This window comes from Caballeronia grimmiae (assembly GCF_022879615.1).
Lineage (GTDB): Bacteria > Pseudomonadota > Gammaproteobacteria > Burkholderiales > Burkholderiaceae > Caballeronia > Caballeronia grimmiae.
This window is the reverse complement of the sequence record NZ_CP084275.1, coordinates 144,848-161,739: the sequence shown is the minus strand read 5'-3', so window position 1 is coordinate 161,739 and position 16,892 is coordinate 144,848. Positions and strand designations below refer to the sequence as shown.

At 54.9% G+C, this 16,892-nt stretch carries 12 protein-coding genes; 11 read left to right on the top strand and 1 reads right to left on the bottom strand.

Going from position 1 to position 16,892, the window contains the following annotated elements; genetic code table 11:
- Positions 1 to 22 precede the first annotated feature (22 nt).
- Positions 23 to 883, top strand: coding sequence for an NAD(P)-dependent oxidoreductase (locus LDZ21_RS27035; RefSeq protein WP_244797648.1), 861 nt, complete (start codon positions 23 to 25; stop codon positions 881 to 883).
- Positions 884 to 1,910: 1,027 nt separating this feature from the next.
- Here the strand turns inward: LDZ21_RS27035 and LDZ21_RS27030 are convergent.
- Positions 1,911 to 3,011: an AraC family transcriptional regulator gene (locus LDZ21_RS27030; RefSeq protein ID WP_244797647.1), complete on the bottom strand. Its 1,101-nt coding sequence runs from the start codon at positions 3,009 to 3,011 to the stop codon at positions 1,911 to 1,913.
- Between the two features lie 285 nt (positions 3,012 to 3,296).
- Between LDZ21_RS27030 and LDZ21_RS27025 the strand changes: the two genes are divergently transcribed.
- The 10 genes from LDZ21_RS27025 to LDZ21_RS26980 all read left to right on the top strand — a co-directional run bounded on the left by LDZ21_RS27025 (position 3,297) and on the right by LDZ21_RS26980 (position 16,805).
- On the top strand, positions 3,297 to 4,661 hold the full coding sequence (locus tag LDZ21_RS27025; protein WP_244797646.1) for a TetR family transcriptional regulator: 1,365 nt from the start codon (positions 3,297 to 3,299) through the stop codon (positions 4,659 to 4,661).
- Positions 4,662 to 5,110: 449 nt separating this feature from the next.
- Entirely contained in the window at positions 5,111 to 6,607 is a 1,497-nt protein-coding gene (locus tag LDZ21_RS27020) for a cytosine permease (protein WP_244797645.1), read from the top strand.
- 145 nt (positions 6,608 to 6,752) lie between these two features.
- Positions 6,753 to 7,640 (top strand): alpha/beta fold hydrolase, encoded by an 888-nt coding sequence (locus tag LDZ21_RS27015; RefSeq protein ID WP_244797644.1) that lies wholly within the window; start codon positions 6,753 to 6,755, stop codon positions 7,638 to 7,640.
- 9 nt (positions 7,641 to 7,649) lie between these two features.
- Positions 7,650 to 9,149, top strand: a complete 1,500-nt coding sequence (locus LDZ21_RS27010; protein ID WP_244797643.1) for a flavin-containing monooxygenase — start codon at positions 7,650 to 7,652, stop codon at positions 9,147 to 9,149.
- Positions 9,150 to 9,253: 104 nt separating this feature from the next.
- Positions 9,254 to 10,411 carry an iron-containing alcohol dehydrogenase gene (locus LDZ21_RS27005; RefSeq protein WP_244797642.1) on the top strand — a complete coding sequence of 386 codons (1,158 nt, stop codon included), beginning with the start codon at positions 9,254 to 9,256 and terminating at the stop codon, positions 10,409 to 10,411.
- Between the two features lie 60 nt (positions 10,412 to 10,471).
- Positions 10,472 to 11,476, top strand: a complete 1,005-nt coding sequence (locus LDZ21_RS27000; RefSeq protein ID WP_244797641.1) for an NADP-dependent oxidoreductase — start codon at positions 10,472 to 10,474, stop codon at positions 11,474 to 11,476.
- A 99-nt stretch (positions 11,477 to 11,575) separates the two neighbouring features.
- A complete protein-coding gene (locus LDZ21_RS26995) occupies positions 11,576 to 13,219 on the top strand; it encodes an acyl-CoA synthetase (protein ID WP_244797640.1) in 1,644 nt (547 codons plus the stop codon).
- 73 nt (positions 13,220 to 13,292) lie between these two features.
- Positions 13,293 to 15,071: an acyl-CoA dehydrogenase family protein gene (locus LDZ21_RS26990; protein WP_244797699.1), complete on the top strand. Its 1,779-nt coding sequence runs from the start codon at positions 13,293 to 13,295 to the stop codon at positions 15,069 to 15,071.
- A 40-nt stretch (positions 15,072 to 15,111) separates the two neighbouring features.
- The gene (locus tag LDZ21_RS26985) at positions 15,112 to 15,864 is read left to right on the top strand and encodes an electron transfer flavoprotein subunit beta/FixA family protein (protein ID WP_244797639.1); all 753 of its coding nucleotides are present in this window, start codon (positions 15,112 to 15,114) and stop codon (positions 15,862 to 15,864) included.
- Positions 15,861 to 16,805 carry an electron transfer flavoprotein subunit alpha/FixB family protein gene (locus tag LDZ21_RS26980; RefSeq protein ID WP_244797638.1) on the top strand — a complete coding sequence of 315 codons (945 nt, stop codon included), beginning with the start codon at positions 15,861 to 15,863 and terminating at the stop codon, positions 16,803 to 16,805. The genes LDZ21_RS26985 and LDZ21_RS26980 overlap by 4 nt, the downstream gene beginning before the upstream one ends.
- Positions 16,806 to 16,892 lie beyond the last annotated feature (87 nt).

The window sequence follows — 16,892 nt, the reverse complement described above, 5'->3', positions numbered from 1 at the left end:
TTATTTTTATTGGGGGTCTACTATGTCGTATGCAGTATCTGTTATTGGTCTAGGTAACATGGGACGAGCGCTTGCGCGTGCTTTTATCGAAGAAGGACATCAAGTTACCGTGTGGAACCGCACCCGCGCAGCATCGGAAGGGCTCGGTGCTTCTCGCATTGCGGAAAGCCCCGCGGACGCCTTCGCTGCGAGCGAGCTGACCGTAATCTGCGTACTTAACAATGACGTTATCGACGCATTTATGGATGAGAATGCAAAGAGAGCGGCGAGGGGCAAGACGGTGTTGAATCTGAATACAAGCACGCCTGAGGATGCAAATAAAACTGCGCGTTTATTCACCGAAGTAGGTGCGACTTACTTGGACGGGACGATTCCGGCGTTTCCGGACCAGATCGGAAAGTCCGGCGCTGGAGTCATCGTCGCGGGTCCCGAACAAAAATGGGAGCAGATCCGTGATGTGCTTGGTGCGCTCGGAGGCGCGACATGGTACGCAGGGGAAAAGATCAGCGCACCCGCTGTCATTGATATGGCTATGGCCATCAGCTTCTTCCATACGGCATTAGGGGCTTTCATTGAATCCGCAACGTATGCGTTGCGTGAAGGAGTAAGCATTGATAGCATCAAGCGGGCCGTTCCTGCGCTGATCCCCGTCTTGGAGGAACAAATCTCGGTCGCGATCGACGCGATCAGCAAAGAAGACTTCAGTACCGACCAGGCAACTGTCGACGTACATTTGGGCGCAGTGCAGATGGCGAGCAAGGTCATGGAGAAGGCATTGCCTGGCCGAGCCCTTCTGGCGAGCATTATTGCGAACGATCTCGCGAAAGCGTCGTCCGCAGGGCATGGTGGCAACACAATGGCCTCGATAATCAAGGTATTGTGAGCAGCGGATTTCGTGCAATATTGTTCGATCGCTGAGTTCCGCCACCAGGCGGACTGGCGACATACGAGAAAATCTTAGGCAAGGCGTTCGAATCCTCATTGTTAAACGCCCAATTTTTCGAAATTTTTTGAAAGAAATTAAGCGAGATAGTGTCGGATGATTTGATGCTGACTTTGATGCGACTCCTACGTTTTCCGCTCACTGATAGCGTGACTAGACCGTCGCGCGGTTCGTGGGTCGATCGCCAAGGTGCCCGCGAGAATGTTTTGCACCAAATTGGGCATCACATTGATGGGCACCTTGCCATGAAGCCGGCAGAGTCGAAGTTCAAAGTTCTTGCCACCGAGCGCATTAGAATGGCCGCGGGTCACGCAGCATTTGCAACTAGCAGTGATCCCGCTTGCCGATGCCTTGGTCCTCCGTCCCCTGTGCTGCCAGCACGAGACCATTCCGGCTCACCTAGCTCGCGGCAGGTGTGGCAAGGCGTCGTGCCATGGCGCGAGTCTTACGAACCTCCGTTAGATGGATGGAGCGTAATTTCCACTCAGGCATTCCAAGTGGTCAAATGCAATATGCTTTCGCGTTCAGGATTTGGGAGGCTGCCGATGGGAGCTGGAAACGTATTTGTAATCTGAATGCTGGGAGTTCGCTACAAGCGCCGTCTCGATGGTCTCGATCCTGTCGCACTCGCAACGATGGGCGCGAGCCTCGCTTTTCAGGATCGACCCTACACGACCCTCATTCCGCGTCGCTCTGGTACGTGCGCGAGAATACTGCGTCCAAGCGGGCAAGTGTTTTGTTTCCCCACATCCGAATCGGTCGCAGCGTGCGACCATCCTTGATGGTCATACAAACTCGCCGCCATGATCGTCGATTCGGCGCCGCCGTCCGCTCCGCCCATCGCTCGAAGACAAATGGATTCGATTCCGTAATTTTAGGGTGCTTCCTGCCGCGCGAGTAAACAGCGAGCGGTTAAACCGAAAGGCTGTTGCAACCGCGAACTGGAAGGCAGTTTCTCTTTAGTTGCTCAAGCAACGGCACTTGCAAGGAGTTCAGGTGGTGAATGTCGTGAATGGATAGTTTGCTGTTCGGTTACAGCACGCGTCCGGTATGCTCTTGGAGCGTGTCCTGTCCAACGCTTAAACGCATGGCTGAAGTTTGCGGCGTCACTATAGTTCAGCCGTTCTGCGATGCATTCGGTTGTCATCTGCGTGGTTGAGACGTAGCGAATTGCGAGACTACGGCGCACCCCGTCGAGTATTTCGCTATACGAGGTTTCCATTGTTTCAAGACGTCGTCTCAGCGTGCGTGCAGACATGCATAACTGGCTCGCAACTTCAGGCAGCGTAGGTATTGCGCCCAACGACGCATCGCAGAGTATCGTGCGGACTCTACTAACAAGGTCGGTCGAGCTATCGAAGTTCAAGAGGGTCTCGTCGCATGACCGGATACACGCCTTATTCGTGACCGGATTGAATTGCACGAGCGGTTGATCGAGGAGGCTCGACTTGAAGACGATCTTCGTAACCCCTTCAGAACAGTGAACGGGGCGTTCCATGAGCATCAAGCTTGTGCCCTTGATGGGCAATGAGCTTGATGCAATATGGATCTCTGGATCAAAAGCTTGGACCTGGAGGTCTGCAATAAACGTCAGGACTTTTGCGACTTCAAACTCAAGACACATATCGGCCTCGTCTTGGGTCAGTCCTTGAGGCGCGGAGAAGTATAGGTTTGCCACCTCATCTTCAACCGATAAGGTGGGTCCGCATTTCAGGTTAAGCAGAGGTTTATAGCGGGAAGCGAGTTCTAGCGCGGCTCGCAGCGACGCCGCGCTCCATAGCGCGTATCCGGCGAGCCCGAATGCTGAAAGGTGCACTCTGCTGCCTGCCCGAACGGTAAAGCATCTGTCATGCGTTCGCTCGACTCCGTTTGTCAAGGCGCCGATGAATTGGTCCATCGAGACCAGACGTTGTTCGCTGCCCTCCAGGCTTCCCAAGGTTATCCCCGTACGGTCCAAGACGCACAGGGGCGACACCCCAAGCTTGCGGGCGACGTCGGTGACTACAGCCACCTCTGCTAACTGTGAAGCCGCAAAGGGGGCGTTTAACGAAAGTTCGAACCGTTGCATTGATGCTCCGAGCCAAAGGCACGCCTACATTGTCGACAAGCAGGCTTCGTGCGGTTACAGTGACAACTTGGTTACGTGACCGAAGTTTATTGGCTAACCGACCGAATTTCCAGCGCGTCAAAATACTTTCGGCTCAGGACATTCCCTACGTTGGGGCGCCCCGTGGCGAGGGCAAATGAGTTTTGTTGCAGGTAAGCGGTCTGTATTCTTATCGTCAGCGGGTTAAGCGACCTATAATTCCACGGCGCCAAGCGCGTGGTTTGTTATGATAATTGGGGGCGGATAGTGGAACTTGATGAAAAAATTGGCACGGAAGGCTCGACGCAAACGCGAAACCGGGCAAGCCGGATCGATCAACTTCTCGCGTTCTCACGAGACGTCTTTAGTGAGGAGGGGTACGCGGCCTTCTCGGCGCGTCGCGTTGCGGCAAAGGCTGGAACCACGTTAAGTACCGTGCAGTACTACTTTCCGAGCAGAGAGGACTTGCTGCGGGAGACGGTGGAATCGTTTCTTGAGGCTTACCTACATGCCTACAGTTCTATTGCTGAGGGTCATGGGCTGCCACAGCGCAAGTTAAATGATCTCTTACAAAAGATATTTGATGACGTGAACGAGCCAAACGTGCCGCGGCTGATGTTTGAAGCGTGGGCGGTAGCTCAACACGAGCCGGAGGTGCTGGAAATCGTTGAGCGCACTTACGCGCACTACCGATTGATCCTGGCGCGTTTGATTTTGGAGATCAACCCGGCGCTATCTCAAGAAGAGTCCATTGTTCGAGCGACCCTTGTCGCGTCCCAAACCGAGGGGCTGATGATCTTCGCTTTCCGCGGCGGTGACACGGAGAAGGATAATCTTGAGGTAGCAAGGACGATGAAGCGGAGCGCGCGGTATCTTGCTTCGCTGCCGCCGCAAATTCACGACGAATTCGAGGATGGAGTACCCGAAGCCTCTCATTCGGATCTCAGCACCGCGGGCCAGGCACCCCTTACTCTTAGCTTCCCCCAATCAACGGAAAGCGCCACGGCACATCGACGGCCGACGATGCAGAGCATCAGACGTGCGGAGAAGGTCCGTGAAATCATCAGAATTGCCGCCGGCCTCCTGTCGACGGAAGGGTACGCAAATTTCACGCAGGGACGGGTCGCAAAGTTGGCGGGTATCCTGACTTCCAACTTGCAACACTATTTCAAGACTCACGACGAACTCCTCCACGCGACCTTACACGCTCTGATGAGCACCTACCTAGTTCGTTATTCCGCGATCAGCGTCGCGTCCAATAAATCTCCGGTGACGCGTATGGACGAAATAACTACTGATTTGGTCTCAGAAATTAAGAACCCAAATGTCGTCTCTTTTTCGCTGGAGATGTTTGCTCTGGCACAGCGCAACGAGGTTGCCAACGAGCTTCTGATCCGCGTCTACCGGGCGTACCGAGAGATCTTCGTGTCGCTGGTTCATGAGCTCGATCCTGCAGCATCAAGCAAGGAGTGCTACGCCCGGGCGACGCTGATCGCCGCAACGCTCGAGGGGTTGATGCTCTATCGAAGAAGCCTCGCTGGCGCTCCGGGTCGGTTTGCAGCTGTGAATCGTGTGCTGACGTCGCTGGCGGTCCTTATCGGGCAGGGTCTTCCCCAAGATTCCGCGTCGTAGAATCATGAGGTTGTTGACGACGAGCGCGCCAGCGTTGTCAACTTGTCCGATGCCGTGTCCATGCGCCACACACATTTTGACCTTCGATCACATTCCTCAGGGATTGTGTGGCAACTACTCTGATGCTTCACCGTGCAGTTGAGCGCTCCTTGCAAAGAACTTACGAGCGCTAGCCAACAGCGTCTCTTGAAGCGCGGGCCATTTTCCTAACTTTGCGGAGCGAGTAATGACGACGTCCCCTGCCGAGCTGGTGTCAGATCTCACTGACTCCGGGCTCCAATTGAACATAGATTTGGCCGCTCAGATAAACGAGATGGTCAGTGGCGCCCACGCATCATCTGAGTGCTGGCAATCGGGCCGCCTAATGCTGCTTGAAGGCGCCATTTGGAGCGCGTTCGGAGCAGCCCTTTGGGTAGCAACGCTCTATCTTTTCTCCTAGGAGCCGTGCCATGGAACACAATGCGAAAAGCGTCGAGCAGGAAGCTTTGGCAGGGCGGTTACCGGTTCTGTTCAATGAGCGGATCTACCGGTCGTATGGATCATTCCTCTGGACCTGTTGCGCTTTCAGTGCGGCGACGTGGGCGTTCCTGATCGGCGGATTCCTTCCGTATGTTGGAGATTGGCGATTGGGCGTCGCCGGGTACGTCATTGGGCTAGTCATCGGTATGTCGATTGTCACCCTGGCTTCCGGCGCTGCGAGTTTTAAATACGGCACCGACGTCATCGATAGCGCAAAGGCGACCTTTGGCTATCGGGGCATCATTGTTCCACTTATCGGTTTGCTAGCGACGCTCATTGGGTGGTCTTTTGTTGTCGAGGCTTTAACCTCTCGAGGCGCGGCCAACATAGCCGCCACTATCACCGGCACGGGTCCGTCCAGTGCGGCGCATGAGAAACTCGTCATAATCGTCGCGCTTGGAGCCCTGGTCATAGTCTGGCTCATCGCTGCGAAAGGTCCTAAGCTCTTTGAACGGTTAAACGGATACATCGGCCCGTTACATATGCTGATCACCGTTGGAATGTTCGGCATTCTCGTCTATCGCTTCGGACTGCATGCGTTGTGGGTGAACCAACTTCCCGCAGACCAAATGCTCACACATGACAAGACTCGTGGACTTGCATTAGCCGTCGAATTTGGATTCTCAAACGCGTTGACATGGTGGCCGGTAATGGGCGGCTTGAGCCGTCTTGTTAAGCGACGTTCCCACGTAATGGGTCCTTCTGTACTGGGTGTGGGTTTGCTTGGCGCCGCCTTCGTTTCGACAGTTGCAGCTCTTGCAGCGATCAGCGCAGGAACCCATGATCCGACGATCTGGATGATTAAACTTGCCGGCCCGATATTCGGCAGTGTAACTATGGGCGTTGTCCTCTTAGCGAATATCGCAACGATGGTCGTCATGATTTATCTCGCTGGAGTCTCGGTGCAGCAGATCCCACTCTTCGCGAGAATTAAATGGGAGCTTCTTCTTGCTGCCATGCTTTTGCCAGGTATCTATTTTGCGTTCAAGACAGAATGGTTGCTGTCCGCTGTCATGAGCTGGCTCTCTTATAACGGCGTAATGTTCGTTGGCATCACAGGTATTACTTTGGTCGACTACTTCTTCCTTCGGAAGGAACGCATCGATCCTGCCCACCTTTTCGCTTCCAGCGGAAGTAAATATACGTTCTGGGGTGGGGTGAACTGGATAGCGATAGTTATCACTGGGCTTTCGGTCTTGCTGTATCTGTGGCTCTATAACCCGGTGACTAGCGCGACTGCCGAGCCGTTCAAATATTTCGGAGCATCCATTCCCGTCGTAGTTCTGTCAGGCTTTGTGTATTACATCGCTACCAAAGTGATACTGGTTCCTTTGGCACTCGGTGGTTATCGCGAAGACGTCGGACCTTTAAGCAGGGCCACAGTCGGGCGGCCTGCGGAGTCGGGCTCTGTAACCGTATCACTGTAGTCGCTAGACGCCGGTTGCGAGAATGATCTAGAGCGCGTCCGAGGTTTTCCGACAGTCCTATAGGACAACTAACATCGTAGCTGTAAGCGGTGCTTTTATTCGAGTGCGCGAATCAGCAAACCGAGATTTGTGGAGGAGTTTGGCAATGAGTATCTATCCCGGCGTGACCGAGGGTACCGTCAATGTCGACGGGTTCACCGTGCGGTTTTGTGACGGCGGTCAGGTCGACAGTAGCGCCGCCCCAATCGTCATGGTGCACGGCACCGGCGGAAGGGCAGAGACGCACTTCTTCACGCTCTTTCCGATGCTTGCATCGAGGCATCGCGTTATTGGTCTGGATCTGTCGGATGAACCCGGTGGCAGGGGTTCATCCCGGCAGTTGTCCGTCGAGGCGCTCGGTGCTCAGGTGACGGGCGCGATAAGACATCTCGTGTCTGACGGCAAAGTTAATCTGATCGGGTATTCGCTTGGTGCTGCAGTCGCAGTAGAAGCCACCCTGCAGCTAAAGCAACAGGTCAGCAACTTGGTCTTGCTCAACGGTTGGGCGAAAACAGACAATGCGTTGAAGTTGAGACTGTCGCTCTGGAAGCGCCTTCGCGACTCTGAGGACCGCGCTGCACTCGCGGAATTCATGATCTCGAGTGTCTATGGCAGAGCCTTTTTGAATGCTCGCGGCTGGAAAGATATTGAGCAACTGCGCAGCGACTATGTCGTCGGTCCCGGAAGCGACAAACAAATGGCCCTGAACCTAAACTTGGATATCGTGGACCGACTGGGTTTAGTTAAGGCACGGACCTTAGTGGTTGGAAGTACATATGACCAACTCATACCTCTCGAATACAGCCTCGAACTTGCAGGCGGTATTGATAACGCGTTGCTTGCCGAAGTGAAGTCGGGCCACGGCTCCGTCACTGAGCGACCTGCGGAACTATTCCGAATCATTGATCGATTTGTGCGTCTGAACGCTACAAGCGATTCGTTCCCCGTTTTCACGGATCCAAGCCTGAAACAGCTTGCCGGTTTTCAATTGTAGGAGGTCAGTATGAACGATCAAATTGAACGAAACAGTGCAGTCTACGATGTAATCATCATCGGCACGGGCTTCTCGGGACTTGGCATGGCCGCGCAGTTGAAGCGTCGGGGAAATGACAACATCTTGATTCTTGAGCGCGCGAGTGATGTCGGCGGGACTTGGCGCGATAACCGGTACCCCGGAGCAGCGTGTGATCAGCCTTCGCATCTTTACTCCTTCTCTTTTCGACTGAACCCCGATTGGCCTAGCGTTTTCTCGGCGCAGCCTGCGATTCACGAATACTTGCGCAACGTCGCCAAAGAAGAAGGACTGCTTTCGCATATCCGCTTCAATGAAGAAGTGGTAGAAGCTCGATGGGACAATTCGCGTAGGAGTTGGGATGTCAAGACTGAACGAGGAATGTTTACCGCTAGACTACTCGTCAGCGCTGCGGGCCTACTGTCAGAGCCGAAGCTACCCGATATTAAAGGGCTATCCTCCTTCAAAGGAGCAATCTTTCATTCGGCGCGATGGAACGACAGTATTCCGCTGGAAGGACAACGAGTTGGTGTCATCGGTACCGGCGCGTCCGCCGTTCAAATTATCCCCGAAGTGGCAAAGGTTGCATCTCGCCTGACGGTATTCCAGAGGACTGCATCATGGGTCGTTCCGCGTCCTGATCGCGACTTCACTGATGCAGAGAAGGGTATGTTTAGGAAGCTTCCAGAGAAGATGCAAGAGCTTCGCACCGCTATTTTTTGGGAAAACGAAGAACGTTATGCCCAACGCGCAGCGGTTCCATCGTTGCTTGCAAAGGCCACGGCCATTGCCCTTAAGCATCTGGAGGATCAAGTACCCGATCCGGAGTTGCGCCGCAAGCTGACCCCCGACTATGAGATTGGCTGTAAGCGAATCCTTAAGTCAAGTGACTTCTACCCAGCGCTATGCCGTCCCAATGTCGATCTGGTGACTGATCGTATCGACTACATTGATTCGGACGCGATCGTGACAACAGATGGTGTGCGGCACCAGCTTGATGCGCTCGTACTAAGCACTGGGTTCGAGGCCACGGATTTGCCCATTGCGAAACGCATAGTTGGTTTGGGAGGTCGTTCGCTGGCCAAAAGATGGGATCAGGGGGCAGAGGCGTTCGCAACGACGTCAGTCAGCGGATTCCCTAATTTCTTTGTCCTAGGCGGTCCAAACACGGGCATTGGTCATAACTCCCAGGTCTACATGTTCGAGGCCCAGATTCAACACGTGCTTAAGGTTATTCAGTATCTCGATCATTCGAAGGCGCAAGCGATCGAAGTGCGTTCGGATGCTGAAGATAGGTTCCGGGCCAGTTTGGATAAGCGTGCGGCGACCACTGTCTGGATGACTGGCGGTTGCACTGCGTGGTACGTCGACGAGCGAAATGGCCGGCTGACGACGCTGTGGCCCGATTACTCACACACGTTCGAGGATGAGGTTACGCCCTTTCGCGCGGCCGATTACAAACTCCACGTTGACGCCGAGCAGCTCGCCTAAATGTGCTTCCTACCTGGCTGCGCCCGATTGAGACGGTGCAGCACGCTTTTTCGCTTTTAGCGGCATCGGCACCGGAATTACGCAGACTCTATGGGAACGAATCCATGTCAAGTTTCGCCTTCAACACAACACCGTCGATAATCTGTGGTCGCGGCTGCAGTGTTAAAATGCCATCGACACTCGGTCCCGGCCTTGGTAAGCGCTTGCTGATAGTGACCGATGCGGGGCTGGTGAAACTTGGCTTACTTGACCCGATCCTTGCGAAGTTTCGAGAAGCTAACCATGAACTCGTTGTGTATGACGGTGTCGATGCGGACCCGCCCGAAAGTAATGTGATGAGTGCCGTGGCAGCGGCGCAGTCCATTAACGCGACAGGTGTGATCGGCATCGGAGGCGGATCTCCGATGGACGTCGCAAAAGTTGCCGCGCTACTGCTTGGTAGCAAAGCGTCCTTGGGCGACGTATATGGCGTCGGGGTAGCACAGGGTCCGCGTATTCCTTTAGTCTTAGTGCCGACCACGGCCGGTACGGGTTCTGAAGTGACACCTATCGCCATCTTGACGACCGGGGCCGCCGAGAAAAAAGGCATTGTATCCAAACTGTTGCTACCGGACGTCGCCGTACTTGACGCAGAGTTGACGCTAGGCCTGCCAGCCCACATTACGGCCGCTACGGGCATCGATGCGATGGTCCACGCTATTGAAGCCTTTTCGTCTGCTTCCACATCCAACAACCCAATCTCTCGAGGGCTTGCACGGCAGGCCTTGCAAATTCTCGGCGCGAATATTCGTGATGCAGTGTCCCTAGGTACAAACGTGGCGGCGCGCGAATCGATGCTGCTTGGATCAATGTTGGCTGGTCAAGCGTTCGCAAATTCGCCGGTTGCCGCCGTGCATGCCCTTGCGTACCCGATCGGCGCCCAATTTCATGTGCCCCACGGACTTTCGAATGCGTTGGTGCTTCCGCATGTCTTACGTTTCAACCTGGATGCTGCGTCGTCCGCCTATTGCGAGATCGCGGCTGATGCGTTCCCTGAGTTGCTAAGCGTGACCAAATCGGACAGGGCGTCCCGTTTCATTGAAAGCTTAGCTGCTTTGTCGGGGGAGTTGGGACTTCCTTCGCGATTGCGTGATGTCGGTATCCCAGTGACGGCATTGGCCAAACTAGCGGCTGATGCCATGAAGCAAACGCGGCTACTCGTGAACAACCCTCGACAGGTCACCGAGAGCGATGCCCTGAATATCTATCAGTCAGCTTTCTGACGCAGACGTCAAGACGATACAAACTCCCGTCGTGGCGCGCTCGAAGAAGGAGCTTCCCGGATGAAAGGAACGAAGATGAATCGGCAGGTGTTACTTGTGTCGCGCCCGGAAAAAGAGGCGTCGACTTCGAATTTCAAACTCGTTGAAAGGCCGCTCGAAGCCTTAAAAGCTGGCGAGGTGCGCGTAAGAAACCTATATCTGTCGTTAGACCCGTACATGCGCGGTCGGATGAGCGAAGCGAGATCGTATTCAACGCCTCAGCCGCTCAACGAGGCGATGATCGGCGGCACGGCGGGAGTTGTTGTTGAGTCGCTGAATCCCGCTTTCGTGGTCCACGACCATGTTGTGGGCATGTCGGGGTGGCAAGAAATCGGGACGTCCGATGGTAGCGACTTAAGAAAGGTGGACGTAAGTAAGGTTCCGCTTTCAGCGTATCTCGGGGTCGTCGGGATGCCGGGAGTTACCGCGTGGTATGGACTAAACAGGATAATCGTTCCTGTTGCGGGCGAGACGATTGCAGTCAGCGCTGCAAGTGGCGCAGTTGGAAGCGTTGTCGGCCAATTAGCGAAGGCTGTTGGCTGCCGGGTGATAGGCATCGCGGGCGGTGTGGAAAAATGCCGCTATGTCGTCGACACGCTCGGGTTCGACGCGTGCGTGGACTACAAAGCAGGTCAGCTTGCGGGCGATTTGCAGAACGCTGCTCCTGGGGGCATCGATGGCTACTTCGAAAACGTCGGGGGACCGGTACTCGACGCCGTTCTTCAATGCATGAACGCTCACGGACGTATCGCACTTTGTGGAATGATTTCCGGTTACCAGGGCGACGCCGCGCCCTTACGCTGGCCACGTCTGCTACTTACTCAACGCCTCGCTCTTCAAGGTTTTATCGTGACGGAGCACATGGACGTATGGCCGCAGGCGCTAAAAGAATTAGCTGAGTCCGTGGCAAACAAGAAGCTCGTCTATCGGGAAACGATCGTAGAAGGTCTTGAAAATGCGCCAGAAGCGTTTCTCGGTTTGCTTAGGGGTCTAAACTTCGGAAAACAGCTAGTAAAGCTCGCTTAGTTCGCAATTCCATTGTATTTAGGGAACGAATAATGACCGACGGCACGGGCGGACTTGTTGCCAAAGGCCCCGAGAGGCCCATCGCCTGAGGAGGAGATCATGCAGAAGTTCAATCACTACAATGTGGACCTCGACCGTACCGCAGCTAACTACATTGCTCTTTCGCCTTTAAGCTTTCTTGAAAGAACAGCAATCGTATATCCGAAACGCACCGCGGTGATTTACGGAAATATTGAGCAGGACTGGCGGACGACCTATGAGCGGTGTCGACGCTTAGGTAGCGCACTAGCAAGCTGTGGGGTTGGCGCTGGTGACACCGTTGCCACGCTCCTGCCGAACGTACCCGCGATGTTCGAGGCACACTTCGGCGTTCCCATGTGCGGAGCAGTGTTAAATACCCTCAATACGAGGCTCGATGCATCTGCCATTGCTTTCATGCTTGCACACGCAAACGTACGCGTTGTACTGGTAGACGGTGAGTTCGCGCCGTTACTGACTGCGGCGCTCGCATTGCTAGAAGGGACACAACCGTACGTCGTTGCGGTGGAGGACGAGACAGCGCCGAGTGTTGAGCTGGCGGGCGCAGCGGCTTACGAGCAATTTCTACAAGGCGGCGACCCCTGCTATGAGTGGAAATTGCCAACCGACGAGTGGAGTGCTATCGCACTCAACTACACGTCCGGTACTACCGGTGATCCGAAAGGAGTTGTCACGCACCACAGAGGCGCCTATCTCAATGCGATCAACAATGTGATTGCGTGGGCTCTGCCGCATCACCCGGTCTACCTGTGGACTCTCCCTATGTTTCACTGCAACGGGTGGTGTTTCCCCTGGACGATAGCGCTGGTTGCGGGAACGAATGTTTGTTTGCGTCGAGTAGATCCCTCCGTTACATGGGCCCTTATTCGTCGCCATAAAGTCACACATCTTTGCGGAGCGCCAATCGTGTACAGCATGCTACTTAACGCTTCGAGCGAAGATCGCAACGGCATCGACCATCCTATGCACGGACTTGTCGCCGGCGCTTCTCCTCCGGCGTCCGTCATTGAGGGCTGCGAGGAAAACGGTATCGCGCTGACGCATGTTTATGGTCTCACCGAGACGTACGGGCCAGCGGCGGTTTGCGCTAAGCAAGAGTACTGGAAAGACCTCTCAGTGGAGGAACGAGCAAAGCTCAACGGTCGGCAAGGAGTGACTTATCCACTTCAGCAGTCCGTAACGGTACTTGATCCCAACACGTTGCAAGCTGTGCCGGCAGATGGGCAGACGATCGGTGAGGTCTTCTTCCGCGGCAACTGCGTTATGAAGGGCTATCTGAAAAATCCGACCGCTACTGCGCAAGCGCTTGCCGGAGGGTGGTTCCACACTGGGGATCTTGGCGTTTTGCACCCAGACGGATACGTGAAGATCGTCGACAGAAGCAAAGACATCATCATTTCCGGGGGCGAGAATATTAGCTCGATAGAGGTCGAAGATGTTATTCACCGCCACCCGGCGGTCTTGCTAGCCGCGGTTGTCGCGTTGCCCGATAATAAATGGGGCGAAGTTCCCTGTGCGTTTGTTGAACTCAGAGATGGTTATGAGGTGAGCGAACAAGAGATCGTCGAGTTTTGTCGGTCGAGACTAGCTAAATTCAAGCTCCCAAAGCGGGTTTGCTTCGGTGAATTGCCCAAGACGTCAACTGGAAAGATTCAGAAATTCCAGTTGCGCGATCGCGTCCAATCAGTCAATGCCATCGCATAGGCAGTCACACGAAGGATTTGTAGAGTCAAGCACCGGTCGCGACCAATTAGACCGATAGGCATAAGGATCGATGATGTCAACATACGCCACGCCACTGCAAGACATGCTTTTCACCATGCAGGAGGTTGGAAGGCTGGATGAAGTTTGCGCTTATCGCGGCAACGAGGATATGACACCAGACGTCGTCATGGCCATTATGGAGGAGGCGTCACGCTTTGCCCGAGAAGTCCTGGATCCGCTCAATCGCATTGGCGACGTTCAGGGCGCGAAGTGGCGCGAAGGCCGCGTGTTTGCCGCTGACGGATTCTGCGAGGCCTATGAGAGCTTTTGCGCAAACGGTTGGAACGGTATGCCCGCCCCCGTCGAATGGGGCGGTCAAGGATTACCAACTTTAGTCTCAACTGCGGTACTCGAGATGTGGAAGTCGTCGAACATGGCGTTTAGTCTATGCCAAATGTTGACAATGGGCGCTGTTGAGGCCATCTCACATCATGGCAGCGCTGCGCTAAAAAGCCGCTTTCTTGCGCCGTTGATTGAAGGACGGTGGACGGGAACCATGAATTTAACCGAGCCCCAAGCGGGCTCGGATCTATCCGCCCTCGCGAGTCGCGCAGTTCCCGAAGATGACCACTACCGAATCAGCGGCTCCAAGATTTTTATAACCTGGGGCGAGCACGACTTGGCGGAAAACATAGTGCATCTTGTGCTTGCCCGGCTTCCCGAAGCGCCTCCGGGGGTCAAGGGCATTTCGCTGTTCTTATGTCCGAAATTTCTTGTTAATAGCGATGGCTCACTGGGCGCAAAGAACGACTTAGTGTGTACTTCGATCGAACACAAAATGGGCATCCACGCGAGTCCGACCGCATCAATGACTTTCGGTGAAGCGGACGGGGCGATAGGATATCTGGTTGGGGAGCCAAATGAGGGGCTCGCTTGCATGTTCACGATGATGAACCACGCTCGGCTGAACGTTGGCCTCGAGGGAGTGGGTATATCGGAGCGTGCATATCAACATGCGCGTGCTTACGCGCTTGAGCGCCAACAAGGACGCCCGTCACTCGAGGGAAGCAGCACAATAGCTGGCCACCCGGATGTTCGACGTATGCTGATGGACATGAAAGCGCGTATCGAGGCCATGCGAGCGCTCGCGTATTTCTGTGCAGGACTGATGGACCAATCGAAGGGCTCCATTGATGCGAACGAGCGTTTATCAGCTGGTGCATTGGTCGACCTACTCACTCCAGTAGTGAAAGGTTGGTGCACCGATAGTGCGCTGCAGATCACCTCAGATGGCATCCAAGTTCATGGAGGCATGGGATACGTCGAGGAGACGGGTGCGGCCCAATACCTGCGCGATTCACGAATCACAACCATCTATGAAGGAACTACGGGTATTCAAGCCAACGACCTCATTAGAAGAAAGTTAGCACGCGACAATGGGGCCACGATGAAAGCTTTGATTCATCGGATGCGTCAAGACGCGCGACGCATGAACCAGCGAGAGAATGAGATGTTGTCCCAGATCGGCATGAGGTTGCAAGCGGCCATCTCTGCGCTGCGTGAAGCCTTGGACTGGGTCTTGGATAATCAAACTGATTTCAGTCGTTGTGCCGCGGGGGCTGTTCCATTCTTGCGTCTTTCAGGGACGGTCATCGGCGGATGGCTTTCAGCGAGATTGGGCGAGGCAGCCCTCACCAAACTCGAACAAGGTGCTGACGCGGTCTTCATGTCAGCCAAGCTCGTGACTGCCGGACATTACGCTGCCCACTTCCTAGGGGAGGCGTTTCACCAACGAGACATTGTTCTTAAGGGCGCCGACAGCACGCTCGCACTCGCAGACGAACAATTGTAATTGGGTGCGTCCATCGCACTCCTTGTTAGAAGGAATATTTGTGAAGATCATGGTGGCAGTAAAGCGGGTGCTCGACTACAACGTCAAGCCACGAGTTAAAGCTGACGGTTCCGGTTTAGACCTTGCCAATGTGAAAATGTCGATGAACCCGTTCGACGAGATCGCAGTAGAAGAAGCGGTGCGTTTGAAAGAAGCGGGCTTCGCGAGCGAGGTGATCGCCGTATCATGCGGGGTGACGCAATGTCAAGAAACGCTTCGCACAGCGCTCGCCATTGGCGCGGATCGCGCAATTCTAGTCGAATCGGCAGACGAACTGCAGCCGCTCGCTGTTGCCAAGATTCTGAAGGCGCTTGTCGATCAGGAGGCGCCGGAGCTTGTCATTCTTGGCAAGCAGGCAGTCGACGACGACTCGAATCAAACTGGCCAGATGCTCGCCGCACTCGCTAATCTGCCGCAGGCGACGTTTGCTTCGAAAGTCACGGTCGGGGAAGGCGAAGCCACCGTGTCACGTGAAGTTGATGGCGGCGACGAAACGTTGTGGCTGAAGCTACCTGCCATCATCACAACGGATCTGCGGCTCAACGAGCCGCGTTATGTGACGCTGCCGAACATCATGAAGGCAAAGAAGAAGCCACTGGTGACAATGATGCCTGCGGACCTAGGTGTTGATGTCACGCCCCGTTTGGTGACATTGAAGGTCGTCGAGCCTGCTAAGCGCGACGCAGGCACCATCGTGCCAGACGTCAACACACTGGTCGAAAAGTTGAAGAACGAAGCGAGGGTTATTCGATGACAAGCCTCTTAATTGCGGAACACGACAACGCGTCGATCAAAGCGGCAACGTTGAACACGGTGGCGGCGGCCTCAGAACTTATAAAGTTCGGCGGCGGGGACATCCATGTTTTGATCGCAGGTTACAACGCCCTGGGCGCAGCTAACGCGGCGGCAAAGATCGCAGGCGTGTCTAAGGTGCTGCTCGCTGATGCTCCTCAACTCGCTGAAGGTTTGGCTGAGAATCTCGAACAAACGGTGCTGAAGCTAGCGAACGACTACTCGCACATCCTCGTTCCAGCCACCGCTTACGGTAAAAATGTCGCGCCGCGTATCGCGGCGCAACTGAATGTCGCGCAGATCAGCGACATCATTAAAGTCGTTTCTACCGACACCTTCGAGCGCCCGATTTACGCGGGAAACGCCATTGCTACCGTGTTGTCGAATGACGCAATCAAGGTTATCACCGTCCGTACAACAGGGTTTGAACCTGTGGCAGCTGAGGGTGCCAATGCACCAATTGAGCAAGTTGAGGCGGCGGCGGATAGAGGCATTTCGTCGTTCATGTCGCGAGAAATCATCCAAATGGTTCGCCCCGAACTAACCAGCGCTCACACGATCGTGTCGGGAGGCCGTGGTTTGCGGAGCGGCGAGGCTTACGCGGCGACGCTCGAACCGCTTGCAGACAAGTTGGGCGCGGCGCTGGGGGCTTCGCGTGCGGCAGTGGACGCGGGATACGTGCCGAACGACTATCAAGTCGGACAGACGGGTAAGATAGTGGCCCCGCAGTTGTACGTCGCTGTTGGAATCTCGGGCGCGATCCAACACTTAGCTGGCATGAAGGACAGCAAGGTCATTGTGGCGATCAATAAGGATCCTGAGGCGCCGATCTTCAACATCGCGGACTACGGTCTCGTCGATGATCTTTTCAGTGCCATCCCCGAGTTTGTACAACTACTCTGATGTGATTTTGGTGACGGATGAGCGCCGACGGCCCGGAACCGCTGTCGCTTACCGCCCAAAAAGCCTGGGTGCTTACCGTGGGTGCAG

What these genes read in the sequence shown, in the direction of transcription:
- LDZ21_RS27015 (WP_244797644.1), top strand. Translation starts at nt 6,753, where the DNA reads ATGAGTATCTATCCCGGCGTGACCGAGGGTACCGTCAATGTCGACGGG.
- LDZ21_RS27020 (WP_244797645.1), top strand. Translation starts at nt 5,111, where the DNA reads ATGGAACACAATGCGAAAAGCGTCGAGCAGGAAGCTTTGGCAGGGCGG.
- LDZ21_RS27010 (WP_244797643.1), top strand. Translation starts at nt 7,650, where the DNA reads ATGAACGATCAAATTGAACGAAACAGTGCAGTCTACGATGTAATCATC.
- LDZ21_RS26995 (WP_244797640.1), top strand. Translation starts at nt 11,576, where the DNA reads ATGCAGAAGTTCAATCACTACAATGTGGACCTCGACCGTACCGCAGCT.
- LDZ21_RS27035 (WP_244797648.1), top strand. Translation starts at nt 23, where the DNA reads ATGTCGTATGCAGTATCTGTTATTGGTCTAGGTAACATGGGACGAGCG.
- LDZ21_RS27030 (WP_244797647.1), bottom strand. Translation starts at nt 3,011, where the DNA reads ATGCAACGGTTCGAACTTTCGTTAAACGCCCCCTTTGCGGCTTCACAG.
- LDZ21_RS27005 (WP_244797642.1), top strand. Translation starts at nt 9,254, where the DNA reads ATGTCAAGTTTCGCCTTCAACACAACACCGTCGATAATCTGTGGTCGC.
- LDZ21_RS26980 (WP_244797638.1), top strand. Translation starts at nt 15,861, where the DNA reads ATGACAAGCCTCTTAATTGCGGAACACGACAACGCGTCGATCAAAGCG.
- LDZ21_RS26990 (WP_244797699.1), top strand. Translation starts at nt 13,293, where the DNA reads ATGTCAACATACGCCACGCCACTGCAAGACATGCTTTTCACCATGCAG.
- LDZ21_RS27000 (WP_244797641.1), top strand. Translation starts at nt 10,472, where the DNA reads ATGAAAGGAACGAAGATGAATCGGCAGGTGTTACTTGTGTCGCGCCCG.